13 protein-coding genes and 1 pseudogene are annotated in these 26,650 nt (G+C 65.8%); 6 read left to right on the plus strand and 8 right to left on the minus strand.

Annotated features, from left to right (window positions below):
- The first annotated feature begins 53 nt into the window (after nucleotides 1–53).
- Nucleotides 54–1,649 (plus strand): sodium/solute symporter, encoded by a 1,596-nt coding sequence (locus ACI2JO_RS00275; RefSeq protein ID WP_404718764.1) that lies wholly within the window; start codon nucleotides 54–56, stop codon nucleotides 1,647–1,649.
- Between the two features lie 45 nt (nucleotides 1,650–1,694).
- Here ACI2JO_RS00275 and ACI2JO_RS00280 read toward each other — a convergent pair whose 3' ends face one another.
- Together ACI2JO_RS00280 and ACI2JO_RS00285 are read right to left on the minus strand one after the other, a co-directional pair.
- Nucleotides 1,695–4,553, minus strand: a complete 2,859-nt coding sequence (locus ACI2JO_RS00280) for a TonB-dependent receptor domain-containing protein (RefSeq protein WP_404718765.1) — start codon at nucleotides 4,551–4,553, stop codon at nucleotides 1,695–1,697.
- 94 nt (nucleotides 4,554–4,647) lie between these two features.
- Nucleotides 4,648–6,285: a DUF885 family protein gene (locus tag ACI2JO_RS00285; protein ID WP_404718766.1), complete on the minus strand. Its 1,638-nt coding sequence runs from the start codon at nucleotides 6,283–6,285 to the stop codon at nucleotides 4,648–4,650.
- A gap of 208 nt (nucleotides 6,286–6,493) precedes the next feature.
- Between ACI2JO_RS00285 and ACI2JO_RS00290 the strand changes: the two genes are divergently transcribed.
- From ACI2JO_RS00290 to ACI2JO_RS00305, 4 genes and pseudogenes are all read left to right on the plus strand, one after another.
- Nucleotides 6,494–8,887 (plus strand): glycoside hydrolase family 3 N-terminal domain-containing protein, encoded by a 2,394-nt coding sequence (locus ACI2JO_RS00290; RefSeq protein ID WP_404720296.1) that lies wholly within the window; start codon nucleotides 6,494–6,496, stop codon nucleotides 8,885–8,887.
- Between the two features lie 72 nt (nucleotides 8,888–8,959).
- The gene (locus ACI2JO_RS00295) at nucleotides 8,960–10,768 is read left to right on the plus strand and encodes a DUF885 domain-containing protein (protein WP_404718767.1); all 1,809 of its coding nucleotides are present in this window, start codon (nucleotides 8,960–8,962) and stop codon (nucleotides 10,766–10,768) included.
- Between the two features lie 102 nt (nucleotides 10,769–10,870).
- Nucleotides 10,871–13,330 carry a PepSY domain-containing protein gene (locus tag ACI2JO_RS00300; RefSeq protein ID WP_404718768.1) on the plus strand — a complete coding sequence of 820 codons (2,460 nt, stop codon included), beginning with the start codon at nucleotides 10,871–10,873 and terminating at the stop codon, nucleotides 13,328–13,330.
- Nucleotides 13,331–13,400: 70 nt separating this feature from the next.
- Nucleotides 13,401–13,546, plus strand: a pseudogene (locus ACI2JO_RS00305) (oxidoreductase C-terminal domain-containing protein); the annotation flags it as partial.
- A 125-nt stretch (nucleotides 13,547–13,671) separates the two neighbouring features.
- Here ACI2JO_RS00305 and ACI2JO_RS00310 read toward each other — a convergent pair.
- From ACI2JO_RS00310 to ACI2JO_RS00320, 3 genes are all read right to left on the minus strand, one after another.
- On the minus strand, nucleotides 13,672–15,882 hold the full coding sequence (locus ACI2JO_RS00310) for a GH92 family glycosyl hydrolase (protein ID WP_404718769.1): 2,211 nt from the start codon (nucleotides 15,880–15,882) through the stop codon (nucleotides 13,672–13,674).
- A 94-nt stretch (nucleotides 15,883–15,976) separates the two neighbouring features.
- Entirely contained in the window at nucleotides 15,977–18,973 is a 2,997-nt protein-coding gene (locus tag ACI2JO_RS00315) for a TonB-dependent receptor (protein ID WP_404718770.1), read from the minus strand.
- A 244-nt stretch (nucleotides 18,974–19,217) separates the two neighbouring features.
- Entirely contained in the window at nucleotides 19,218–19,598 is a 381-nt protein-coding gene (locus ACI2JO_RS00320; RefSeq protein WP_404718771.1) for a winged helix-turn-helix transcriptional regulator, read from the minus strand.
- A 91-nt stretch (nucleotides 19,599–19,689) separates the two neighbouring features.
- Between ACI2JO_RS00320 and ACI2JO_RS00325 the strand changes: the two genes are divergently transcribed.
- Nucleotides 19,690–20,751 carry an SDR family oxidoreductase gene (locus tag ACI2JO_RS00325; protein WP_404718772.1) on the plus strand — a complete coding sequence of 354 codons (1,062 nt, stop codon included), beginning with the start codon at nucleotides 19,690–19,692 and terminating at the stop codon, nucleotides 20,749–20,751.
- Nucleotides 20,752–20,780: 29 nt separating this feature from the next.
- Here ACI2JO_RS00325 and ACI2JO_RS00330 read toward each other — a convergent pair whose 3' ends face one another.
- From ACI2JO_RS00330 to ACI2JO_RS00340, 3 genes are read right to left on the minus strand one after another with little or no spacing between them, the layout of a single operon-like run.
- On the minus strand, nucleotides 20,781–22,523 hold the full coding sequence (locus tag ACI2JO_RS00330) for a methyl-accepting chemotaxis protein (RefSeq protein ID WP_404718773.1): 1,743 nt from the start codon (nucleotides 22,521–22,523) through the stop codon (nucleotides 20,781–20,783).
- A 54-nt stretch (nucleotides 22,524–22,577) separates the two neighbouring features.
- Nucleotides 22,578–23,744: an acyltransferase family protein gene (locus tag ACI2JO_RS00335; protein ID WP_404718774.1), complete on the minus strand. Its 1,167-nt coding sequence runs from the start codon at nucleotides 23,742–23,744 to the stop codon at nucleotides 22,578–22,580.
- A gap of 24 nt (nucleotides 23,745–23,768) precedes the next feature.
- On the minus strand, nucleotides 23,769–26,546 hold the full coding sequence (locus ACI2JO_RS00340; RefSeq protein ID WP_404718775.1) for a TonB-dependent receptor: 2,778 nt from the start codon (nucleotides 26,544–26,546) through the stop codon (nucleotides 23,769–23,771).
- Nucleotides 26,547–26,650: the final 104 nt, after the last annotated feature.

The raw sequence follows: 26,650 nt of genomic DNA on the forward strand, positions 1-26,650 counted from the left end.
GGCGCGCAGATAGGCGCTAAACAGCCCTCAAGAATCCTGGGGAGGAAAATCGAATGACGTTGCAAACGATCGATCTGATCGTCGTGATCGGATATGCGATCGGCATTTTCGTTCTGGCCCAGTGGGTTAGTCGCGACAAGGCCGGTGAGAGCAAGGACACGTCCGACTACTTCCTCGCCTCAAAGGCCTTGCCGTGGTGGGCGGTCGGTGCATCGCTGATCGCCGCCAATATTTCCGCCGAGCAGATCGTCGGCATGGCCGGCTCGGGGTATGCAATCGGATTGGCAATCGCCTCCTACGAATGGATGGCCGGCGCTACGTTATTGATTGTCGGCAAGTTCTTCCTGCCGATCTTCCTCCACAACCGCATCTATACGATGCCGCAATTCCTTGAGCAGCGCTACGGCACGTCAATTCGCACGATCATGGCGGTGTTCTGGCTGGCGCTCTACATTTTCGTCAATCTGACCTCGATCATTTGGCTCGGCTCGATCGCGGTGACGCAGGTGGCCGGGATCAACCAGGATCTGGCGTTGGTCGGGCTTGGCGCTTTTGCCGTGCTTTATCAGCTGCGTGGCGGGCTGAAGGCGGTGGCCTTGACCGACATCGTGCAAGTGACGCTGCTGGTGTTCGGTGGTTTGCTGGTGTCTGCTTTGACGTTGCGGGCGATCGGCGGGGATGCCGGGATCATCGGCGGCTTCGGCGAACTGACGCGGCGCGTTCCGGATCACTTCGACATGATCCTGTCCCCCGACAACCCCCATTATAAGGAGCTCCCGGGGCTCGCGGTGCTCATCGGTGGCATGTGGATCGCAAATCTGAGCTATTGGGGGTTCAACCAGTACATCATCCAGCGCGCGCTGGCGGCGAAGAGCCTGCCGGAAGCGCAAAAGGGCATCGTGTTCGCCGCGTTCCTGAAGCTGCTCATGCCGCTGGTCATCGTTCTGCCCGGCATCGCGGCGGTGGTGCTGGCGCCCGACCTCGCCAAGCCCGATGAGGCGTATCCGGCGATGCTGCGACTGTTGCCCCCCGGCCTATTGGGGCTGGTGTTCGCAGCGCTGATCGCGGCGATCATCGCGTCGACCGCCTCGAAGATCAACGCGATCGCGACGATCTTCACGCTCGACCTGTACGCCAAGCAATTCGGCCGCAAAACCGTCACCGAGGACGGACGCGCCGACCCGGCGCAGGAGCGTCGGCTGGTGCTGGTCGGGCGGATCGCGGCGTGCGTGTCGATCGTGATCGCGATGCTGACCGCGCGGCCGCTCATTGGTCAGTCGGATCAGGCGTTCCAGTTCATTCAGGAATTCTCCGGGTTCTTCACGCCGGGGATCACGGTAATTTTCCTGCTGGGCCTGTTCTGGAAGCGGGCAAACGAGGCGGGGGCGATCGGCGCGGCGGTGGCGTCGGTGGTGTTGTCCTATGTGCTGCGCGCGGCGCTGCCCGACCTGCCGTTCCTCAACCGCATGAGCCTCGTCTTCCTGCTGAGCCTCGCGCTTGCGGTGGTACTGTCGCTGCTGGTGCCGTCGCGCGCCGACGCCAACCGCGTGACCGTACAGGACGTCGATTTCCGCACCACGACCGGGTTCAACGTCGCGTGCCTCGGCATCGTGCTGATCCTGATCGCGCTCTACGCGACCTGGTGGTGAAACGGGATCGGGGCGGGAGGCCGAGGCCCCCCGCCCCTTCTGCGATCAGAACTTCACCGCCACCCGCGCGTACCCGAATTGGTCGGGCAGATCGTAAGTGGTCGGATCAAACCCGCCGCAGCTCAGACAGTCGGGCGCGCGCTTGCCAAGGATGTTGTTGACGCCGAGTGTCAGCGTCAGACGATTGTCCCACATGCCCGGCGACCAGCCGACCTGCGCATCGAGGTAGAGGGTCGGACGCATAACATGATCGTTATAGGCCGGCTCGATCACGCGCCCAATGTAGCGGCCGGTGATCGAGGCGGTGAACGTCGGGCTCGACCAGTCGATCGTCGCATTGCTCTTGAAGCGCGGATAGGCTTGATCGCCGCGCTCGGTCCCCTGACGGCTAACCGTCTGGCTGCCGTCCGCGGTGGGCAAGGTCGTCGAATATTCGAACAGGAAATTGTTCGACCACAACAGCCCGAACGTCCCGGCCCCGACCGAGGGCGAACGCCACGTCAGGATCGCGTCCAGCCCCTCGCTCTTGAGCGAGGCGATGTTCTGGAGCAGCCCGCGGATCTGGGTGATCGCGCCCGACGTGGAACGGGTGATCGCACCGCAGGCGACCGGATCGTTGGTCTGCGTGCAATTGGCGAGCAGCACATCGGCACCGATCGACGAGATCGCGTTGTCGACCTTGATCGTGTAATAATCGACCTCAAGCGACAGACGGCCGACGCCGCTGGCCCATGACGGGCTGTAGACGCCGCCCACGATCCAGCTTTCCGACGTTTCCGCCTTCAGCGCGCGATTGCCGCCGGTCAGGATCGGCAATTGCTGGTTGGTCTGCACATAACCGGCAGGGACGCCCTGTGCAGCGCAATTCTGCCTTACCGTCGCCGAGGTGCCGCTGGCGTCCGCGGAACATGGATCGATCACGCCACCATCGAAGCGCGACGGCGTGCCAAACAGCTCACCAATCGACGGGGCGCGGAAGCCTTGCGCCCAGGTGCCGCGCAAACGCAGATCGTCGACCGGCTTCCAGCTAACGCCCCCCTTCATCGTCGTCCGGCTGCCACTGGTCGAATAATCCGAATAGCGTGCCGCGAACGATCCTTCGAGCAACCGGAAGAACGGCACGTCCTTGAGCACCGGAATGCTCAGCTCGCCATAGACTTCGTTGACGTCGAAGCTGCCGCTGGTCGCCTGCGCCGGGATGTCCGAACCCAGCCCGGCAGCCACGAGCGGATCGGGGGTGAATGAGCCCGACTGACGCCGGTATTCGTACCCGGCCGCCAGACCCAGCGGCCCCGCCGGCAGCTCGAACAACGTCCCGGTGACGTTGAGCGTCGCATCGACCATCGACTGTTCGCTGCGGTCACGTTGCTGGAAAGTGATGTAATCGATCATCGCCTGCGTGATCGAGCCTTCACCGCCGAAGATGTTGAACGGCACACAGTCGCCGGTGCAATAGGCAACCGGCCCGAGCGCGCGGGCGAGGTTGGCGGCGTTGACGTTCCCCTGAACCACCTGCTTCGCGGTATTCGAGGCGTAGATGACGTTGGCATCCCAGTACCACGTCCCATTGCCCACGGCGAACTTCCCGTCCAGCGTGCCGCCGAGATACATCGTCTCGACCTTCTGGCTATAGTGACGCGGCCCGTTCTCGACGAAGCGCCGACCGATGAAGTCGTAATTGCGCGGCACGCCGGCGTTGCCGGTGGCGAGCGTCACGCCGAACGGATTATAGGGGTTGGTCGCGTCGATCGAGATCGTGTCGAGCAGATTGCCGTTGCCCGCATCGGGGCCGACGAACAGCGGCAGCGGCGCAGCCTGATTGTCCGAGGTGCGGCGGTTGTAGATCATCCGGGTGGTCAGCCGGACGTTGTCGCCGAGATCGCCCTGAAAGTTGACGAACGCGCCGAACCGCTCCTGCGGGGTCAGCAGATAGTTATAGGGACGGAAGTTGAACCGATCCGCGACGGTGAACTGCTTGAAGTCGCTGTTGGCACCTGTCGGGTCGGTCGGATCGAAGCGCGGACGACCCAGCGGATTCGACTTGAGCGTCAGGTTCATGCCCGCGCCCGTAACCGGATTGTTGATCAGGAAGCGGCCATTGGGCGTACCCGAGCTGCAGCTGGTGGTGCACGCGGTCGCGCCAGGATCAGGGAAGGCGTAGTAGCTACGATCCCCCGCAAAGACAGAGCCTTGCTTGATATAATTCGCACCTGCCACGAACGAGATGCCGGCCTCTTCGTCGCGATGGCCCCAGCTGAGCTGGTAATTCTGCGTCACGCCATCGCCCTGCGGATAGGCACCGCCCTGCGCGGAAGCGACGAAGCCGTTCTGGCGCTTCTTGGTGATGATGTTGACGACGCCCGCGATCGCGTCGGAGCCGTAGATCGTCGAGGCGCCATCGCGCAGCACCTCGACGCGTTCGATCATGCTGTCGGGGATCGCGTTGAGGTCGACCGCACCGGGCACGCCGCTCGCCGCGCTGCCATTGATGAAGCGCAGACCGTCGACCAGCACGAGCGTCCGGCGGCTGCCGAGATAGCGCAGGTCGATCTCGGACGAGCCCGCGCCGACGCCACCGCCATCGGGCGGGTTGCCGTTGTTGCCGGAGCGGTTGAAGCGTGAATTGAGGCCACCGGCCGCGCCGGGCAGCCGCTGCAGCACATCGGCGATCGACGACAGGCCGGTACGCGCGATATCGGCGCCCTCGATCGAGGTGATCGGCGCCGCCTGCGCCAGCGGATTTTGCCGGATGCGGGAACCGGTGACGACGACCGTTTCGCCCTCGCCTGGATCATTGGCCGGATCGGCGGCGGTCTGTGCGGTGGCCGGCAGTGCGGCCGTCAGCGCACACCATGCGACGCCGATGATGGCACGTCGCCGCACGTTCGTGGTCTTCCCGGTCATTTTCGGCTTTCCCCTTCTTGGTTCGTACTTCCCTGTTCCTGCTGCGGTTTATCCGGACGCGTGCCTCTAAGTGCGGGCCGCTTTCCCCTGGACTTCAGTGATCGGCTGCCTCGCGCGCGCGCGCGACCAGTGACAGCGGCATGATGCCGGGCGAGGCGAGCGTGGCGATAGCGGCAGCCGCGTCGAACGGTTTGCCTGCGCGGCTGGCGCGCTCGGCCTCCCTCGCGAGCAGGTCGTCGAGCTGGATCTTGCCGACGATGTAGCTGGCGCCGTAGCCGGGCTGGCGAAGGTAGAGGAGTTGCTCGAAACCGACGAGGCGGCTGTCGGGGTCGGACCAGCCGCGCGGCGTCCAGCGCGCGTGAAAACGGCCCGCCTCCGCCAGCGTCATGCGATTGTCCTGGACGTACAGCGAGGCGAGCCCGCGCGCGGCACGGTTGGCGAGCATGATCCACACCAGTTCGCGCCCGCGCGGCAGATCGTCGTAGAGGCCCGCCTGCATCGCGAGTTCCTCCATCGCCGTCGCGACGCCTTCCGACCGGTCCTGCCAGATGTTGAATGGCAGCGGCCCCTGGCGCAACGGATCGGCATGCGGCTCGTGCGCCATCCGCGCCAACTCGATCCAGTGATAGAAGTGACTGTAAAGCGGCAACGGATCCTGCGCGACGACGTGGCCGAAAAAGTCGCGCTCGCCGGGCGCACGATATCTCACCAGTTGAGCCGGGATCGCGGCGCGATACCATGGGCGGTCGGCGATCATGCCGCGGTCGATCAGGAATTGCGTGAAGCGCGCGGCCTTCTGCAGCGACAGGTGGTCGAAGGCCGCGGCGTCCTGCGGCATTGCCAGTGACGGCAGCGCCCGGTTGCGGACTTCCTCAAGCGCAAGCCCGGCCCAGGCGCGTGACAGTTCGCGCTTGAGCAACACTTCCTGCGCCGACCAGTCGTACGGCGAGAGATAGACGTTGCGCGCGGCCCAGTCATAGTCAGCGCGGCCGATCCCCGATCGCCCGGTGCGGCGCGGCGCCTCGGTCTCGACCCATTTGGCGAATCTCTCCGTCGCGACACGGGCGGCGCGAATGGCAGGCCGCAGGCGCTGGCCCTGACCCGACAGATCGGCGCGGCGATGTCCGGCCAGCGAGCGCAGGTCGAGCGTGCCCGCCTCGAGTTGCGCGAGCATTTCTGCCTGATCGTGGAAGGCGCGGGCGCCATAGGCGAACAGGTCGTGCGCCTGGCTTCCCGCGAGATTGACACGGGCGGCATCCAGAAGCGCGGGAATAGTGGAGAGCTGCGCGTTCAGGCGTGTCGCGTCGGCAGCAGACAGCGGATAATCGACCCGCCAGAGATCGATTACCGGCGCGTTCGGCCCCTCATGCGCAGGCACGTCGCTCTGTTCGGCCCAGACGGTCGCATAAAAGCCGGGATCGCGCGCCCACGGACGCAGCACTCGCAAGTGGAAGTCGAGCCCGTTCATTTCCGCGTCAAGCAACGCCGCATCGATCGCCGCCGCCGGGCTTAGCCGCGACCTGTCCACCGCCGCGAGCCGTGCCCGCGACGTCGCCAGCCGCTGCGTCCAGCGTGCGACCGCCGCGGGAGAGTAATCGGGAACGCCGTTGATCAGCGCTGGTTCGGCGGCGCGGTGCCAAGCGCTAGCGATATCGGCCAGTGGCGCGGGAACCTGAGCGATGGCAGCATGTGCCGTCAGCGATGCGACCAGAGGGAACAGGGCCTTTTTCACGATGTATGAAGCTGATGGTATACTAATGGCTTGTCAATCTTTGTGATTGGCACCTGCGAATATGCCGAAACGCGCCTGCGGTAGCGCTATCTCTCTTGACGGAACGAGTGGGAAATTTTTGAGCTGCTGTGGGCAGTGGCGTCGTGACGTGGATAGCGCTATCACCGACATCGGATGATAATCGAGAACAAGGCAGGCGGGGATGACGATGCGGGGCGTGAGCTATCTGGCGGTGGCGGTGATGACGGTCGCGGCAAGCGGGGCGATCGCGCAGGTCGAGCATCCAGACCGCTGGCCGGTCGCGAAAAGCACCGGACTGATCGACGCGGCGACCGAGGCGAAGGTCAGCGCCCTGCTCGCGCGGCTGTCGCTGGAAGAGAAGATCGGCCAGATGATCCAGGCGGATATCGGCGCGATCAAGCCAGAGGATCTCCGCCGATATCCGCTCGGCTCGATCCTCGCCGGTGGCAGCTCGCCGCCGCTCGGCAGCCCGGATCGTTCGCCCGCCGCGCCCTGGGTGGCAACGTCACGCGCGTTCAACGCGGTGGCGATGGAACAGCGCGCCGGCCACACCGCGATCCCGCTCATGTTCGGGGTCGATGCGGTGCACGGCAATAACAATGTCGTCGGCGCAACGCTCTTCCCGCACAATATCGGGCTGGGCGCGATGCGCGACCCGGCGCTGATCCGACAGATCGGCGCGGCGACCGCCGCCGAAACCGCAGCGGCCGGGATCGACTGGGCGTTCGGTCCGACGGTCGCGGTGCCGCAGGACGATCGCTGGGGGCGCAGCTACGAGGGCTATTCGGAAGATCCGGCGGTGGTCGCGTCCTATTCGGGCGCGATGATCGAGGGGTTGCAGGGCGTCGGCGCCGGCCGCGGCATCCAGCACGGCCATGTCGCCGCGAGCGTCAAGCACTTCCTTGGCGACGGCGGCACCAGGGACGGCGTCGACCAAGGCGACACCCAGGTCGATGAAGCGACGCTGCTCCGGATCCACGCCGCCGGCTATCCGCCCGCGATCAAGGCCGGCGCGATGACGGTGATGTCGAGCTTTTCGAGCTGGAACGGGCAGAAGATGCACGGCAACCGCTCGCTGCTGACCGACGTGCTGAAGGGCCGCATGGGGTTCGAGGGGTTCGTCGTCGGCGACTGGAACGGCCATGGGCAGATCCCCGGCTGCACCAACACCGATTGCCCGGCGACGTTCAATGCCGGGCTCGACATGGCGATGGCACCGGATAGCTGGAAGGGCCTGTTCGACACGACGCTCGCCGCCGCCAAATCGGGCAAGATCCCAATGGCGCGGATCGACGATGCGGTGCGGCGTATCCTGCGCGTGAAGATGAAGCTAGGGCTGTTCGACCCGGCACGCCCGTATGAGGCGCAGCCGCAGCAGGTCGGATCGACGGCGCACCGCGCGATCGCGCGCGAGGCGGTGGCCAAGAGCCTCGTGCTGCTCAAAAACAATGGCGTGCTGCCGATCAAGGCAGGCGCCACTATCCTCGTCGCGGGCGCCGCCGCCGACGACATCGGACGTCAGTCGGGCGGCTGGACGCTGTCGTGGCAGGGCGACGGCAACACCAACGCCGACTTCCCGGGCGCGACCTCGATTTTCGCCGGGATCGCCGCGGCGGCAAAGGCGGGCGGCGGCAGCGCAACGCTGTCGACCGACGGCCGGTTCGCGACCAAGCCCGACGTCGCCATCGTCGTGTTCGGCGAGCAGCCTTACGCCGAAATGCGCGGCGACGTCCGCACGCTGGAGTTCGAAGCAGGCGACAAGCAGGCGCTGGCGTTGCTCAAGACGTTGAAGGCGGCAGGCATTCCGACCGTCTCCGTGTTTCTGTCGGGACGGCCATTGTGGGTGAACCCGGAGTTGAACCAGTCGGATGCGTTCGTCGCCTCGTGGTTCCCAGGCTCGGAGGGCGAAGGCGTCGCCGACGTCCTAATCGGCGGCAAGCGCGACTTCACCGGCACCCTGTCGTTCAGCTGGCCGAAGACGGCGGGGCAGTTCACGCTCAACAGGGGCGCACCCGGATATGATCCGTTGTTCCCGCTCGGCTACGGGTTGAGCTATGCCAAGCCCGGCAAGGTCGGCGCGCTCAGCGAGGTTGCGGGTGTCGACGCCAGCCTGGCGAATACCAGCCTGTTCTTCGCGCGCGGGCGGGTGCCTGCGCCGTTCCGGCTTGACCTTGATCCGGCAGTGACGCGCGAGGCGGTCGACAGCGCGACCGCGCAGGAAGGCGCGCTACGTCTAACCTGGAAGGGCAAGGGGGCGGCACGGATCACCGGGCCGGAGCTGTCGCTGGTGCGGGAAACCAATGCCGACCTGAACCTGCAGATTACCTATCGCGTTGACACGCCTGCGGCGGGTGCGGTCGGCGTCTCACTTGCCGGCGGGCGCGTGAATGTTGCGCCGATGCTCGGCAAGAGCGGGTGGCAGGTGCTGCGCGTGCCGCTGAAATGCTTCCGCGAGCGCGGTGCCAGCGTCGAGAAGGTCGCGGCACCGATGACGATCGACGCCGGCGCGCCGTTCGCTCTGTCGATTTCGGACGTGCGGCTCGCCACCGATCCGGCGGGAGCGACCTGCCCCCCGGCGTGACGATCGACGGGCGGGCGGCAGGCCCGCCCGCTGCTGTTTGACCTCGTCTGCCGCACGGGTCATCACAGGCGCATGAACCAGCTCGTATCTCGCCGCGACACTCTGATCGGCCTGACCGCCGTTACCGCTGCCCCCGCCGGGGCCGCGACACGTTCCGAAAGCGCGCAGGCCTTTCTGGATCGGGTAGCGTGGCAGTTGCTCAACCTCCAGCCCGAGCGCGCGACAACGCTGGGCGTCGACGAAGGTGCGCATGCCGGCTTGCGACGACGGCTGGAAGACCGCTCACCGGCCGGTGTCGCCGCGCGCCAACGCTTTCTAACCGCTGCGTTGGCCGATCTGGCGAAGCTGCCGCGCAACGGGCTCGACGCCTCGACCGCGACCAGCCTCGCGGTGGTCGAGAGCGCGTTTCGCACGGCGCTCGACGGCATGGCCCTTCCCTATGGCGTGGCGACGATCGGTGACTGGCGCAACACGCCCTATGGCGTCGTCCAGAATGTCGGCGCATGGCTCGACGTGCCGCAGATGCTGGACGGCGACCAGCCGGTTCGCAACACCGCGGACGCCGAGGCGTATCTGGCGCGGCTCGCGGCGATGCCCGCGCAGCTCGATGGCGAGACGGTGCGAATTCGTCAGACGCGCGCGATGGGCGTGGTGCCGCCGTCGTTCCTGCTCGACAAGACGATTGCCGGAATGACGCGGACGTTGGCCGAGGCGGCAAACGAGGACGGCCCGCTGATCGCGCCGCTGGTGCGCAAGAGCGCCGCGGTGCCGGGAGACTGGAGGAGGCGCGCCGCCGCGATCGTGCGCGGCGCGATCGTGCCCGCGCTGGAGCGGCAATTGAGCGAGATTCGGGCGCAACGTGCGGTCGCGACCGGCGCGCCGGGCATGAACGCGCGCCCGCACGGCGAGCAATGGTATGCCTGGGGGCTGCGCGCGGGCACGACGACGCGGCGCAGCGCTGCCGATCTGCACGCGATGGGGCGCGCTCGGCTCACCGAGTTGCAGGCCCAGATGGATGTGATCCTGCGCAAGGAAGGATTGACGCAGGGCAGCGTCGCTGAACGCACGATCGCCTATCAACAGCGTCCCGGCGTCGGCTTCCCGGACGGCGACGACGGTCGCCGCCAGATCATCGCCTATATGCAGGGCCGCATCGACGCGATCCGCCCCAAATTGCCGCAGGCGTTCCGGCGGCTCGCACGGGGGCATCTGGAGATCCGCCGCATGCCGCTGGCGCAGGAGCCAGGTGCTCCCGCCGCCTATGGCGGTCCGGGTACAATCGACGGGCGTGAGCCGGGCAAGGTGTGGATCAACCTCGGCGATCCGTCGATCCACAATCGCGTGACGATCCCCGACCTCGTCTATCACGAAGGTATCCCCGGCCACGTCTGGCAAGGCGAATATGCACAACGGCTGCCGCTGATCCGCTCGATCCTGGCGTTCAACGCCTATTCGGAAGGCTGGGCGCTCTACTCCGAGCAGCTTGCCGACGAGCTGGGGATGTATGAAGGCGATCCCGCCGGACGGCTGGGCTATCTGATGGGGCTGGCGTGGCGCGCGGTACGGCTGATCGTCGATACCGGCATCCACGCGATCGGATGGTCGCGCGACAAGGCGCTGGCGGAATTCATCTCGGCCACGGGGTTGCCGCGCAGCAATGCCGAGAGCGAAGTCGATCGTTACTGCGCGTGGCCGGGACAAGCGTGCGGCTACGAGGTCGGACGCGCCGAGATCGTCGCGCAGCGCACGCGCGCGCAAAAGGTTCTGGGCGCGCGTTACGACCTGCGGGACTTCAATCAGGCGGTGGTCGACGGCGGCAACGTGCCGCTGAACGTCCTTGCCGACAACGTGTCGCGCTATTGCGGCGTGCGGCCGGGCTGATCCCTCGCGCTCGTGCCGCGTCGTCGCTCTCACCGCATCATTGACGCTTTGATCACGCCCAGTTAACGCGACTTATTCGCACTAGCGGGGGCATGCGGGTTGATGTTACGGTCGGTACTGTTTCAGCTTCATTGGTTTCTCGGAGTTACCGCCGGGCTTGTCCTGGCGGTGATGGGCGTGACCGGCGCGCTGATGAGCTTCGAGCCAGAGGTCATCGCCGCGCTAAATCCCGGCGTCGTCACGATCGCGCCGTCGCCGACGCCCGCCCTTCCCGCGCCGGCCCTGATCGCACGCTTCAAGGCGCAATTGCCGGACGCGAAGATCAGCCGGCTGGTGGTCGAGCGTGACCCAAAACGCGCCGCGGCGGTGACCTTTACCGTCAAGGGATCAAAAGAGCGGCAGCGCACCTTCCTCAATCCCGCGAGCGGCGCTGTGCTTGGCGCGCCGTGCGGCGAGCGCTTCTACGGCGTGGTAGAGAATTTGCATCGCTGGCTTGCGCTACCCGGGAACGGCAACGGCTGGGGACGACAGATCACCGGCTTCGCGGCCTTGTCGCTGATCTATTTCGCGCTCTCCGGCCTTTATCTGCGCTGGCCGCGACGGCCGCTCGACTGGCGCAACTGGCTGGTCATCGATGTCCGGATGACCGGGCGCAACCTGTACCGCGCACTCCATGCGGTGGTCGGCGGCTGGGTGCTCGTCTTCTATCTCGTGAGCGCCGGGACCGGTCTTTGGTGGTCGTATGACTGGTACCGCAGCGGCGTGCAGCATCTGCTGACGGTCGAACGCAGCCATGAAGCGCGTGGACGCGCCGTCAAAGGACAGGAGGCGGACTGGCCGCGTGCCTGGCAGACGTTTGCGCGCGCGACCGCCGGGCGCCCTTATGACAGCGTCACCGCGAGCAGCCGTGACGGTGCGATGGTGCAGTTCCGCGCCAAATTGCCCGGCGCGCGGCACGACCGCGTTTCCGACGAACTCACCGTCGACAGCCGCAGCGGCAGGATCGTCGCGGACACGCGCTATGCCGCGCGTCCGCTGGGCGAAGACCTCGTCACCAGCGTTCTGGAAATTCACCGCGGCGCCTATTTCGGGACCGTCGGCCGGATCGCCATGATGCTGTCGAGCATGACGATGCCGCTCTTCACCATTACCGGCTTCCTGCTCTATTTCGCGCGGCGACGCCGCAAGCGTCTTCTGGTTGCGGTCGCTCCGGTCGCCGCGACGGTAGAGACGACCACCCTGGTCGCCTTCGCCAGTCAGACCGGCACGGCCGAACGGATCGCGCGACTTACCGCGCGGGCGCTGCCCGGTGCTGCGGCGCTGCCGATCGCGGCACTCGACGCCGCATCGCTGAAGCGCGCCGAGCGGCTGTTGGTCGTCGCGAGCACCTATGGCGAAGGCGAGCCGCCCGACGCTGCGCGTGGCTTCGCGCGCGCCATGGGCGCGACCGCCCCCGACCTGTCGCATCTGTCCTATGCCGTGCTGGCGATGGGCGACCGCGAGTATCGTGACTTCTGCGCCTTCGGCCACCGCGTCGATCACTGGCTCCACGATGCGGGCGCCGGTCGGCTGTTCGACACGGTCGAGGCGGATGGCGACGACGCGGATGCGCAGCGCCACTGGCAGCAGCAACTCGCCGGGCTGGGCGCGCGTACCGATCAGCCGGACTGGGCGCCTGCCCCGATGGGGACGTGGCGCCTGGTCGAGCGGCACCTGCTCAATCACGGCAGCGCCGGCGACCCGGCATGGCACATCGTGCTGGAGCCCACCGACGGCCCGGCCGATTGGGTGGCCGGTGACATTCTGGAAGTCCTGCCGCAGCAGGACCCGGCGCGGGTACAGGCCTTTCTGCGGGCGAATGACTTGCCGGACACGCCCGAAATGCGGGCAACGCTGATGACGCGATTGCTCGGCCCCGGGTATATTGACGCGGTCGATCCGGACATGTTGCAGCCGTTGCCGCATCGCGACTATTCAATCGCCTCGGTGCCGGGGAGCGGACGCGTCGAGTTGATCGTGCGCGCCTGTCGGGCGGCCGACGGCTTTGCGGGGCTGGGCTCTGGCTGGCTGACGCAGGGTGCCGCGGTGAACGGCCTCGTTCAAGCGCGCATCCGCAGCAATCCCGCCTTCCATGCACCTGCCGATTGCGCGACGCCGCTGATCCTGATCGGGAACGGCACCGGCCTTGCCGGGCTCCTCGCCCATCTTCGGCAGCGCGCGAGCGAGGGCGGCGCGCCCGCATGGCTGTTCTTCGGCGAGCGGCATCCCGCGCACGACGATTTCCTCGCCGACGCGCGCGCCGGCCTGACCGCCGACGGCATTCTGACCGAGACCACCGCCGCCTGGTCGCGGCTTGGCGACGGACCGCGCTATGTACAGCATGCCGTGGCTGCGGCGAGCGAGCGCATCGCCGCGGCCGTTGATGCCGGGGCCGCGATCTATGTATGCGGCAGCATCGCCGGCATGGCGCCCGGCGTTCATGCGGCACTCGCGGAGATCGTGGGAGCGGAAATGCTCGAGCGAATGCTCGAAGCGGGTTGCTATCGCCGCGACATCTATTGAGGTGTTTTCCGCATCAGCATCGGAAGAGCATTGACGTAAAGCCCTCGGATCACCGGCCATTTGTCCGAGGTCGAAGCAAAATGACCTCAAACGGCAAACCGTCGGCCTTGCCGCTGTGTCGATAACGCGGCGTGGCGCGGCGATCCTGCGACACGCTCCTTCTCGGTGGTCTACCTACACGGCGGACAGGTGATCGCGGTCGATGCGGTGCGATCGTCGATCATTACCGCGCGGAGGCAAGTCGCGGCGCCCGAGGACACGGTGGCGGGCGACAGCAATGGGCATTGGAGCTGATGCGCCACAGCATGTGCGCCAAAATCGCCGCCAGCGACACACTGTCGCTAGCGGCGTGGCTTCAGCGCGCCTGAGGTTCCTTGTGCCCAGCGCGTCGGCGTGTCGGAAAGCACGAGCCGCAGCGTGCCGCCACGGGTGATGTCGCGCTGGTGGATGAACGGTGTGTCGATGGCGCGACCGTTCAGCGACGCTGAGGCAATGTAGATGCGCCCCGCCTGCCAATTGTCGGCGACAATCGTGAAGCGCTTGCCCCCCGAACCGGCGATCGTGCCGCGCGGCTGGTGCGGGGCGTGCAGATAATAGAGGTCGGTCGTCAGCTTCGGAAACAGGCCCAGGCGGTTGAAAACATACTGCGAACTCATCGCTCCATTGTCCTCGTCCCCCGGATAGGCGTCGGCAGTGAAGCGTCGGAAGATCCGGTCTGCCCAGAAACTCGCCAGATCGGGACGACCAACTTCGCTGAAGAGCCACGGCGTCGCGAAGCTCGGTTCGTTGGTGATATCGATCAGGCCCGTATCGAGTGCGTGACGGAGCCGATCGGTGAACAGCGCGCGTCCGCCCATCGCGTCGATCATGCCCGGCACGTCGTGGAGCATCGCATAGGAATAAACCCATGCCGTGCCCTCGTAGAAGCCGACGTTCTCGTACTTTTTTCCGTCCCATCCGATCTTGGGATCGAGCGGCTGGAAGCGTCCGTCGGGGTAGCGCGGAATGATGAAGCCACGATAGCCATCGCTCGTCGCCTCCGGATTCCAGACGTTTCGCCAGCTTCGCGAACGCTTGCGGAGGCGCGCGGCGCTGGCGGTGTCGCCAACCGCTTCGGCGAGGCGCGCGGCGTAGAAATCGTTGAGTGCGAAGGCGGGCGTCGAGGAACCCGAGCGGGCGCGTTGGTTGTCGGGCTCCGGGCTGCGGTCGCCGACCGCGAACCAGCCCTGCGAGCGGTAGCGGGAACTGCGTTCTTCCAAGGCGTTATGGAGCGCGACCGGGGCCGCGCTGCGCCAGTCGATGCCGGGCACGCCGCGGATCAGCGCCTCGCCCAGCACGTTGTCGACCTCGTCCCCGCCCTGCCCGACGTGGTAATTTCGCCCTGCTATGAAGGCGGTATGCGCCGCGCCGAAGCGGCGATAGGTGCGGACGATCGAGGCGACATTGTCGCGGTAGACGCCGGGGCGTAGCAGCGACATCAGCGGGAAGCCGGTGCGGTAAGTGTCCCACAGGGTGTAATAATCGTCCCAATACGGGGTCTTGCGGTCGGCGAGCAATTGATCGCGGGTGCGGTCGCGTGGCTGGACCGCACTATGGTATAAGGCAGTGTAGAAGCGGCGCTTTTCGGTGTCGGGAACGCCGTCGATCGTGGCGCGCGCGAGTTCGCGGTTCCATGCCGCCTGCGTGCCGCGACGGACCGCCTCGAAGTCCCAACCGGGGATATCTTCGTCGAGCAATTCGGCGGCGCGGGACGCGCTGCTGAACGAAATTGCCACCTTCAATTGCACCGGCGTCACGGCTTTGGTGTCGAACTGCCACCAGCCGGCGAGTTGGGTGTCGCCCGGTGCACTCGCCTGCGTCACGCCTTCGCGATCTGCGCCGCCGACGTGGACGCCCCAGCGCGTCGGCTTGCGATCGAGCTGCGCGACGAACCAGATATCGACCTCAGCCGGGTTCCAGTAATTGCGCGTCCGCACCCGCCCGGTGATTCGGCCGCGCACCGGGTCGATCGTCACGTCCGAACCGGCGCTCGCCAATTCGCCGCGGATCTTGCGCGTGAGGTCGAAGACCATCGTCGCCGGCTGTCCGGCGGGATAGCTGAAGCGATAGATCGCCGCGAAAGGCGCGGGCGTCACCTCGGCGCGAATGCCGTAGCGGGTCAGCGTCACCGCATAGGCGTCCGCGGCGACACGCTCGTCAGCCTTGGGCGAGAGGTGGCGGGCCTCGTCGAAAATGGGCGCGCCGGTCTGCGGCGAGATCAGGAAGGTGCCGTAGGTAGTGCGCCCGCCCGACCCTTGCGTATGAAGCTGCGCGAAGCCGCTGATCGGTGCGTCGCGATCGTAGCCCGCGTTGCTGCCGACCAACGTCTGCGGGCTGGGATGGATCGAGCCGGCCGGGCGTGTCGGGCCCGGCACCGTGTCGCCCTGATCGTCGTTGCCGTTGCCGACGCGCGGATCGACGTAGCGAAACAGGCCCGGTCCGTCGCCGGACACCGCCATCGACGAGCTGGCCGCGAGGAGGAGGCCGAGGGCGACGCCGGTGCTGGTCTTCATGCACGTTCCTTTGTTCGACGGCTGTCCGGGCCGTAGCAAAAAAAGCGGCGCTTCCGGAAACGGGAAGCGCCGCAGTCGCCCTCAGGGAAGGGACTCAGAAAGTGGCGCGGGCGGTGACGGTGAAGGTGCGCCCGTCATAGTCGGCGCGACGGATCAGCCGCGGATCGTTTTCGTACTCGACGCGGATCGCATTGGTGAGATTGTAGGCGTCGAACGACAGCGACACGGTGTCGGTGAGGTTGGCCGAGGCCGACAGATCGAGCTGTCCACGCGCCTTCACCTGCCGCGCCGCGCCGGTGAAGGTGCCGGCCGAGGCGAGATCGTATTTGCTGCGGATGTTGTAGACGAGGCGGATGCCGCCGGCGTCGGTTTCGTAATAGCCGATGACGTTGGCATTGTGCTTCGACACGCCGGGCAGCGTCGCGGTGGCGCCGGTCGCGGTCTTGCCGCTGATCCCGGTGAAGGCATAGTTGAAGCCGCCGCCCAGATGCCGCAACGCGCCGGGCAGGAAGTCGAGCGACTGCTGGAGATTGAACTCCAGCCCGCGCACCGTGACCGGATTGTCCTGGTTGACGAAGCCGGCGGCGGTGACGAGGAACGGCGTCGGCACCGCGCCGCCGGTGTAGATCTGATCGCTTTCGCAGCGGTCGCCGTTCACGCGCAGGTTGCCCAGACCCAGCGCCGCGCCGTCGGCGGGGCACAGGCGGGTCGGATCGGTAATCTGGGCGATCAGCCCGGTGATCCGCTTCTGGAAGGCCGCGACCGAGATGATGCCGTTCGGACGGTTGTACCATTCCAGCGAGGCGTCGAACGAGGTCGACTCATAGGGCTTCAGATCGGGGTTGCCGAGCGTCAGCGAATATACGCCGTTGATCGGATTGCCGACGATCGTCGAGGGCGTGAACTGGCGCGGCTGCGGGCGCACATAGGTGCGATAGGCGGCACCGCGCAGCAACAGCTTGTCGGTGAGGTCGGCGACGACGATGAACGACGGCAGCAGCTTGCCGTAGCCCTGCCTGTAGGTGTTGGTGCGGAAATCGGCGGGCGAACCGATCGTCCCGGTCAGCGAGATCCGGTCGAGCGCGTCGATGGTGTTGCGCGCATATTCGTAACGGAGGCCGCCGTTGCCACGGATCCGGATGCCGCCGATGTCGAAGGCATATTTCGCCTGCGCATAGCCGGAGGCGATGTCGGTCTGATTGGTAAAATTGTAGAGCGCGTAATTGTTGTCGTTGTAGCGGATGTTGAACCCCGCCGGCGACAGCGCGCCGCCAGGATAGAGCGTGACCGGCAGCAGCTTCGACAGCGCATAGTCGAAGCGGGTCGCCTGCCAGTTGGTGCTGTACGTCCCCAGCTTGCCGCCGAAGAAGTCGCCCGCGACCGGCGCGGTCTGGACGAAGGAGCCGTCGATGTTCTGCGTCTGAAGCCCGAAGCCCGAGGTGCGATAGCCCTGCGAGATGAACTTGTTATGCTCGAAGCGGAAACCGGTCTGGATGCCGCTGATGAAGCTGTCCTGGAAGGTCCGCTCGACATCCCATTGATACGCGAGCAACTGGTTCTCGGCATAGCTCTGCGTGCCGGTCAGCTGGAAACGGTTGGTGCGCGCCGAGGCCGTGGACGAGTTGTAATATTGGGTTGGATCGGACACGCCGCCCCAGATCCACGTCGGCACCGCGCTGGTGATCAGCGGCTGCGGCGCGAGCGCGTAATACATGTTGCCGACATCGCCAGCCCCGGTGCGCAGCGTCCCGCTGCCGCCGTTACCGGCCGACGTCTGAAGCCGGTCGAAGTCGATCGAGGTTTCTTCGGAACGATTGTTCGCGCGCGACGCGGTGAACACGGTCGACAGCCGCCAGGAATCGTCGCTCCACTCCGCCTTGCCGTTCAGCCCCCAGCTGCTCTGGCGGATGCCGAGCCGGCGGGTCGAGGCGCGCGCATCGGGGTTGGTGAAGTCGTAGTCGGTGACGACATAGCGACCGTCATCCAGCTTCACCGGCGCGCTGGTCGGGGTGAGGAAGCTGGCGTCGTTCTGGCTGATGATCGAAATATATTGCGTCGTCTTGGGCAGACGACGGTCGGTGTAGAAACCGGTGAGGCTGACGCGCGTGCGATCGTCGGGCTTCCATTCGGCACCCGCCGCGCCGGTGTAGAGATCACCGGGGTTGAGCCGCGAATATTGGCGAAGCTGCGAATTGTAGAGCACGCCGCTGGTCGACGTCGCCCCGGTGCACGACGGGCAGGCCGCGGACCTGGCATAATAGCTGCCCAGCGTGCTGGCATTGGCCTGTGCCTGTGCGGCCGAGAAGCTCGAATAGCTGTTGAACTGGACGGTATCGCGGCGAAAATTCTCCTTCTTGTACGCGAGCACCGCGAACACGCCGAAGCTGTCGGAGAACAGGTGGTTGTAGCCGACGGTTGCGGCCGGTGCGAACTTGTCGCCAAGCTGGTTGTATTCCAGCGCAGCCTTGGTGAAGCCGCCTTCCTTGCGGCTGAGCGCGGGGGCGATCTGCAGGTCGACGTTGCCTGACAACCCGCCCGACTGGGCGTTGGCGAGCGGCGATTTGTCGATGACGATCGCGCTGAAAATATCGGCGTTGAACGCGCCGAGCGGCGCGGCTTCGGTCAGGATCGGTTCGGCGAAAGCGACGCCGTTCAGCGTCAGCCGCGCATATTCGCCGGGCAGGCCGCGCAGGTTGATCGTGGCGTTGCGACCCTCGGCCTCGCGGTTGATCTGGACGCCGGGCACCCGTTGCAACGCCTCGCCGACGTTAAGGTCCGGAAAGCGGCCAAGACCATCTGACGAAATGCCATCAGTGATCGCAATGTCGTTCCGCTTCGAGCGAATTGCATCAGCGTAGCTTTGCCGGAAGCCGGTGACGACGATGTCGCCTTCCGGTTGCGGTATCGCTTCCGGCTGCGACTGCGGGTCGGCCGCCGTGGTTTGATCGGGGTTGGCGGGCGTGGCGACGGTGGGCGTCGGCGGGTTCGCGGCTGCATTGTCCTGCTGCGCAAGCGCGGGCGTACCGGCCAGCATCGTGGCGGCGAGTAGCACGGCATCGAACGACCGATGCCGACGTGCGGCGAACCCCATCAAACTTCCCCTCCCCTGCGGAGCTATGCTCCAGATCTCCATCCGGGCCGGTTCGCATCACGCCTCAGCGTTTGGCCAGCCCTATTGGTAAGGCCAATTAGGTCCAGCCATCTCGAATTGTCAATCTGCTTTATTAAATTCGATTATCGTCAAACCGGATGCTTCTAGTTCGGGTACGTCATTGCAGGCGTTGCGGTTTTTGCCGCTTCCGCTCGACTGCGTCAGGATTCGATCGACGAGTTGCCTAGGGCCGGCGCGAGCTTGGCCGTGGCTGGAGGGCGTCGAGCGCATCGGCGTTGTCGCGCCCCCAGGCATACAGCGCCTCGATCGGCTCGACGAAGCGGCGACCAAGCGCCGTCAGGCGATACTCGACCATCGGCGGCATCGCATTGCGCACATGCCGCGTCAGCAATCCGCTCGCTTCCATGTCACGGACCGTCTGGGTCAACATCTTCTTGGAAATGCCCGGCAGGCTGCGCTGGAGCACGCCGGTGCGTGCCGCGCCGTCGTGCCGCACATGGAGCGTATGCAGCACCATGCTGGTCCATTTGGTGGCAAACAGCTCGAGCACGCGGCGGGGGGCGCAATCCTCCCGCCATGCTTCATCATCGGTACCGGGCTGCATCTGGTTACCTTTCGGTGCCTGGGGAGGGAGACAGTGCCGTCTAGAAGTGCGGGCGAACGCTGCCTAGCTTCTCACCACACAAGGAGATTTTATGTCGAAGACGGCTTTGGTGGTGGGTGCGAGCGGGATCGTCGGCGCGGCGACGGCGGCGTTGCTGGTCGAGCGTGGCTGGACCGTCCATGGGCTGGCGCGGCGGCCAGCGACGCAACCCGACGTACAGCCGATCGCGGCCGACCTGCAGGACGCCGACGCAACCAGCGCCGCGCTGCGCGATCTTCATCCCGACGCGGTCTTCATCACGACCTGGGCGCGTCAGGACAGCGAAGCCGCGAACATCCGCGTCAACGGTGGCATGATCCGCAACCTGTTGAACGCGCTCCCGCGTCCAAACGGCCCGCGGCATGTCGCGCTCGTCACCGGCCTCAAACACTATCTCGGGCCGTTCGAGGCCTATGGAAAGGGAGTATTGCCGCAGACGCCGTTTCGCGAGGAACAGGGCCGGCTGGACGTCGAGAACTTCTATTATGCGCAGGAGGACGAGGTATTCGCCGCGGCGGCGCGCGACGGCTTTACATGGAGCGTTCACCGGCCGCACACCGTGATCGGCCTCGCGGTCGGCAATGCGATGAACATGGGTACGACGCTGGCGGTCTATGCGACGCTGTGCCGTGAGAGGGGACGTCCCTTCACTTTCCCCGGTTCGGCGGCGCAATGGTCGGGGCTGACGGACATGACCGACGCGGGTCAACTTGCGCGGCATCTGCTCTGGGCCACCGACACGCCCGCGGCGCACGATCAGGCGTTCAACGTGGTCAACGGCGATGTCTTCCGCTGGCAGTGGATGTGGGAGCGGATCGCGCACTGGTTCGGCGTGGAGGCAGCGGCGTTCGACGGCGTCGTGCGCCCGCTGGAGCAGCAGATGGCCGACGATGCGGCGCTGTGGCGCGAAATTGCGATGCGAGAAGGACTAGCCGAGCCCGATCTGACGCGGCTCGCCTCGCCGTGGCACACCGATGCCGATCTGGGGCGACCGATCGAGGTCGTCACGGACATGAGCAAGAGCCGGCGGCTGGGCTTTACCGGCTACCAGCCGACCGACGATGCGTTTTTTGCGCTGTTCGATCGGCTGCGCGCCGCGCGGCTCATCCCGTAAGCCGCCGACGATCCTATCTCCTCACCGGGTCAGGCGGCGAGACGATCGACACGCGGCATCCGCCGGTCGGTCGCGCCCGCCGCCTCGACCGCAAAGCGCGACACCTGGCGCGACAGTTCGTCGGCCTCGCTGGCCAGGCTGCGCGCCGCGGCGGTCGCTTCCTCGACCATCGCCGCATTCTGCTGGGTGACGCCGTCCATCTCTGAGACGGCGGTGTTCACCTGCTGAAGCCCGATCGCCTGCTGCTCGGCCGCGGCGCTGATGGCGGACATCAACGCGCTGATATCGCTGATCCGCGCGTTGATCGTCTGCAAGGCGGTGCCGGCCTCTGCGACCAGCTCGACCCCGAGATCGACCTGCTCGGACGAGGCGGTGATCTTGGACTTCACGTCCTTTGCGGCGTCGGCGGAGCGTTGCGCCAGCGCGCGCACCTCCTGTGCGACCACCGCGAACCCCTTGCCAGCGTCACCCGCCCGCGCGGCCTCGACCCCGGCGTTGAGCGCCAGCAGATTGGTCTGGAAGGCGATGGCGTCGATGACGCTGATGATATCGCTGATCTCGCCCGACGAGCGCTCGATCCCGCCCATCGCCTCGACCGCACGCCGCACGACATCGCCGGAGATCGCGGCCTCATGCCGCGCCGCGGCGACGATCTTGTCCGCCTCCGCGGCGTCCTTCGCGGTCTGTCGCACCGTGCTGGTGATTTCCTCCATCGCGGCGGCGGTTTGCTCAAGGCTGGCGGCCTGCTGCTCGGTGCGTTGCGACAGATCGTCGGAGGCGGAACGGATATCGGCCGCGCCACTCTTGATGTCGCTGGAGGCATGCATCACCGCCGACATAACCTGCGCCATCGCCTCGATCGCTCGATTGAAATCGCTTTCAAGCCGCGCGAAGACGGGCGGGAAACCAGACAGCCGCGTGCCGAGGTCGGCGTTCGCCAGCCGCTGGAGCCCCGCTGCCATATCGTCCATGACCGCTTGCCGTTCGTGGTCGGCGCGCTGTTTCTCGACGGCGGCATCGCGGAAGACGAGCACCGCCTTGGCGATGCTGCCGATCTCGTCGCCGCGATCGGTGCTGGGCACCGCGATGTCGGTGCGGCCCGAGGCCATCTCCCCCATGATCGCCGCGATGTCGACGACCGGCTTCGCCATCGACCGCGACAAGAGCCAGCCGAGTGCGCCGGCCAGCGTGATCGCGAACAAGCCACCCAGCCCGAGCGCCAGTTCGACCATCCGTTCGGCATGTTGCTGCTCGACATCCTGCCGCGCGACCCATTCATCCTGAGCGGCCTGGATGGCCTTGTGCACCTTCCGGATGCCGCCAAGCTGTTTCGAGCCGGCCAGTTCACGCGCGGTCTCCCGGGTCGCCGGATTTTCATAGGCGGCGAGCGTCGGCGCGACCTTCTTCGTCTGCCACTTGGTAACCTCGCCGATGAAGTTATCGACGCGTCGAAGCTGATCGGGACGCGGCGCGCTCTGCCGCAAGCGGGCAGCGGCAGCGCTGATGGCGGCACGATTTTCCTCATGGGTGTCGAGGAAGGCCTTCTGGCCCAGCAGGACGTAGCCACGCACCGCGCTTTGCCCCTCGACGACGCCGCTCAGCATGTCGTCCGCATGATCGGACGCGAGCTTCGCCTGGTCGCGTTGCACCGCGACCTCGTGCAACCGTGTGACGTTCACGAACACGACCACACTGACCGCGGTGAAGGTCGCGATGAGCGAGGCGAAGGCAAGCGCAAGCTTTCGAGGAATGGAAAGATTACGAAAAGTCATGACATCCCCTCGGCTTATGCCAAGGACGATAGCGTTACACCGGTTAATGCCCGGCTAAACGCGCAGGTACCAGCCGCGCCGGTCCATATAGGCGATCGGATACCAGACGATCGTGACGAACAATGCCACAGGGGCCAGCGCCGCGACCTGCGTGCCGACGAGCGGTGCCAGTACCTTGAACGGCAACTGGATCGCGTCACCGGTCAGGATGATCGACGCGACCTCGTGCAGCACGTAGGCGGCGATGGCGTTGCGCCCGAAGCTGCCGAACAGATCGCCCTTGCGCGCCGGACGATCGTCGCGATCGAACCACCAGTGGAACAGCCCGAGCATCGCCACGGTCAGCCCCGTCGACAGCAGCACGAAGCTGCTCGTCCACAGGTTCTTCGCGATCGGGAACAGCATCCCCCACGCCAGTCCGGCGGCGGCCCCGGCCAGCCCGGCGATGAGCAAGGCCTTGCTGGTGCGCACCACCGGCAATCCGCGACGAAGAAAGTCACCCGCCAACGTCCCCAGCAGCGCCTGTGCCACCGCCGGCAGCGTCCCGAGCAGTCCTTCGGGATCGTAGCCGAACGGGCCCTTCACGTAGCGCCACTCGCCCAGGACTATCCGGTCGACCCACGATACGAAATTGTGCCCCGGCACCCAGAGGTCGGTCGCTTGGCCCCCCGGCACCGGCAGCAGACACAACAGCCAGTAACCAAGCAACAGCGCCACCGCCACGATCGTCCGCACGCGGGTATCGGTGCGCGGGTAGAGCAAGGCGCAGATTGCGAAGACGATCCCGATCCGCTGCAGCACACCCGGCAGACGAACGCCATATTTGTGGAAGTCTGCCAGGAAGAACATGTGCCCGAGCAGCAATCCGATCAGAATCATCCGCGCCGCCCGCGCCAGCACGCGCCGCGTGGCTGCCGCGCCTGCCGCATCACCGCGCGACGATATCGCGATCGACACACCGACCATCGTCAGAAAGGCGGGGAACACGGTGTCCGCCACCGTGAAGCCGGTCCATTCGGCGTGGAGCAGCGTTGCAAACACCGGCTTGTCGAGCGACTGCACCCCGGCGGTGGCGTTGACGGTGATCATTCCCGCGACCGTCACCCCACGCAACAGGTCGAGCGATCGTAAACGCCGCCCAACTCGATCGTGCGGATCACGAGGGCCGGTGGCGACCGCCCCGGTCGACGGAGCGGTATCGGACGGCGCGGCTGCAGTCATAGGCGATCTCCCCTTCGATCCCGATCAATAGGTCACCCGCACGCCGACGTAAAAGGTCCGCCCGTTATCGTAATAAGAACGCGGGATCGCACGGTCGCCGACGAAATAATAGAGTTTCGCATTGCCGATATTCTGCGCATCGGCACTAAGCGCGAGATGTCGCGTCACATGCACCAGGAGCGATCCGTCGAGCTGACCGTAACCGTCCTGCCACATCGGCGTCGCGCGATCGATCCCAGAGCGAAACTTGGAACGATAGCTGTAGGCCAGCCGGGTGCTGACCAGATCATTCTCGAAATAGCCGGTCAGATTCCAGGTATGCTTGGAATTTCCGTCGATATCCCGACCGAGACGATCCCCGTCGGCGACTGCGCCAAGGTTCCGCTTCGCGTCGGAATAGGTGTAGTTGGCGATGACACCAAAGCCGCCCCAGATCGGCTGTTGCCAATTGACCTCGGCCCCCTTGTTGAACCCGCCGCCGCCGTTCACCGGCTCCTCGACAAGGAAATTGGCGCCGTTCGGATGGAGAACGGTCCGGTAGAATCGCTTGCTCGTGGTGGTGGTGATGTAGTTGCTGATGTCGAGCGCAAACAAGCCGATCGAGAACAACGACTGCGGCGCGTAATAGAATTCGGCGGCAAGATTGAATTGCCACGCGCGAAAGGGATCGAGCCGCGGATTGCCGCCCGCGCTGCCGGTCAGGCTGAGATCGTCGACCGAGAAAGCTCCGGCGAGCTGCGCATAGCCCGGACGCGACATCACCTTCGCCACCGCGCCACGCAACAGCAATCTGTCGGTCGCGTTGTAGGTCAGGTTGGCGCTGGGCAGCACGTCCCAATAGGCGCGCCCGTCCCGCACCGCGCCGAATTCGCCAAATTTGTTGACGATCGTCGGCGCCACGTTCGGCGAATATTGCAACGTGTCGATATCGGTCCGAACCGACCGAAGCCCGAGATTGCCGCGCCAGTTGCTGTCGTTGCCGACCCGCGCCATCGCGTAGAAAGCGGTGTCGTTTTCCTTTACCGAAAAGCTCGACGGCGGATAAAACGCCTCGCTGGTTCCGCCGCGCGTCGCGAGCACCGCCTCCACCTTGTCCAGATCGGCGAGCGAGTAACGGCTCGGCACGCCAATCCGGCGGTTGAAGTTGCCCGGTGTGGTTGCGCCGGCATATACGTCGAACAGGCCGATCTGGCGGGTATCCACCGCGCCGTATACCGGATCCGAAAGCGCGGTCTCGTTGCCCGCCCACAGGATCCCGGTCGAGTCGACTGCGCGGCGATGGCTCGTAAAGCGCGCACCGGTCTTGATGGCGCGAAGCCAGCCCGAGTCCGGGAACTCCTGCTCGAGATCGCCCTGCGTGTAAAACTCCTTGTCGGGCGAAATCGTCGACCCACCCCAGACACCGCTGAAGTAATTCTTGAGATAGGCCGCTGAGGTCGGATCGGTCGGCAGGCCGGGATAGGTCAGAACCGCGCCCTTGCCCTGAAGCACGTAGCTCATGCCGGTTTGCCAATAGGTTTCCCAGCCGCGTTCCTGCGTGGTCGCGCCGCGCCCCTCGGTATAGCCGATATTCGCGTGGACCGTCATGCCGTCGGCGGGCTTCCACTTAGCCTCGAGCGTGCCGTTCCATGTCGAGGAAAAGGCCGAGCGGAAGATATCGTCCTGCACCCGCCCGTATGATGGCAAGCCGCCTGCCCCGGTTGCGCTCCATGACGCCGAGGTAAGATAGGTCACGCCACCGTACGCCTTGGTGGTGTATTCGCCGAGGGCGTAGCCCGGCGTACCCGGCGTCGAGCTGTCGCCGACCAGCTTGCTCGTCCACGCCATGCTGTTCACGTTGACGTTGTTCGCGCTCATCCGCGTGTAGAGCCCGGTGGCGGTCAGCTCCAGCCGGTCGGTCGGCTTGAATTGCACCGACACGGTCCCGCCCTTACGGATACGTTCCTGCGTGAAATAGGCCTCGCCGATCAGCGCCGGATAGGCGACCTCGACCCCACTGTTGTTGAAATTCTCCTGCGTTGCATAGCCGAGGAACTCCTGTCCATCGCGGCGGAAGGCGCGCGCCTCGTAGAAGCCCGCCGCCAGCACGCCGAACGTCCCGGCCTTGTTCTTCCAGCTCGCCACCGCCGACACCTGCGGCTTCCACTTGGCGGACAAGTCGTTGTAAACGCCCTGCGCGGTGAGATTGAACGTGCCCGCAGGCAGGTCAAGCGGCAGGCGGCTGTGGACGTTGATCGTGCCGCCAATCCCGCCTTCGGGGATGTCGGCTTGCGCACTTTTGTAGACCTCAAGACTGCCGACAATTTCAGACGGGAACATGCTGAAATTGAAGCTGCGGCCGCCGTTTGCCTGATCGAGCACGAACCAGTCGCCAGTGGCGAGGCTGTGCCCGTCGAGCAAGGTCAGGTTGAGTTCGGGATCTGTGCCGCGGATGGATACCGACTGGTTCTCGCCGAAGCCGCCGCCGGCCGACGAACCAGTGACGACGTTGACGCCGGTCAGCCGCCCGAGCGAGTCCGCGACGTTCTTGTCGGGAAACTTTCCGATGTCCTGTGCGGTGATCACCTCCGATACCATGTCGGATTTTCGCTTTTGAGCGAGCGACGCCTCGATCGAGGCGCGGATGCCGGTGACGACGATGTCGTCGCCCGTGTCGCCGACCCCGCTGCGTATCTGACCGGCCGGGGGGATCGGAGGCAAGGATTGCGTCGTGGTCGGCGTCGTCGCGTCCTGCGCCCACGCCGGCGCCGAGACGATGAGCGCCAGCACGCTGGCCGATGACAATACGTCTCTCACGATCATGACTGCCCCCTTTCCAGTTGTTTTATTTTGGTCTTCTTCGCCAGTCGGAAGCTGCATCCCACCACAGCATTCGGATCTTATTTTCGAGCAACAAACCGCTTCGG

The sequence above is a fragment of the Sphingomonas sp. NPDC079357 genome, assembly GCF_044901155.1.
Classification (GTDB): Bacteria; Pseudomonadota; Alphaproteobacteria; order Sphingomonadales; family Sphingomonadaceae; genus Sphingomonas.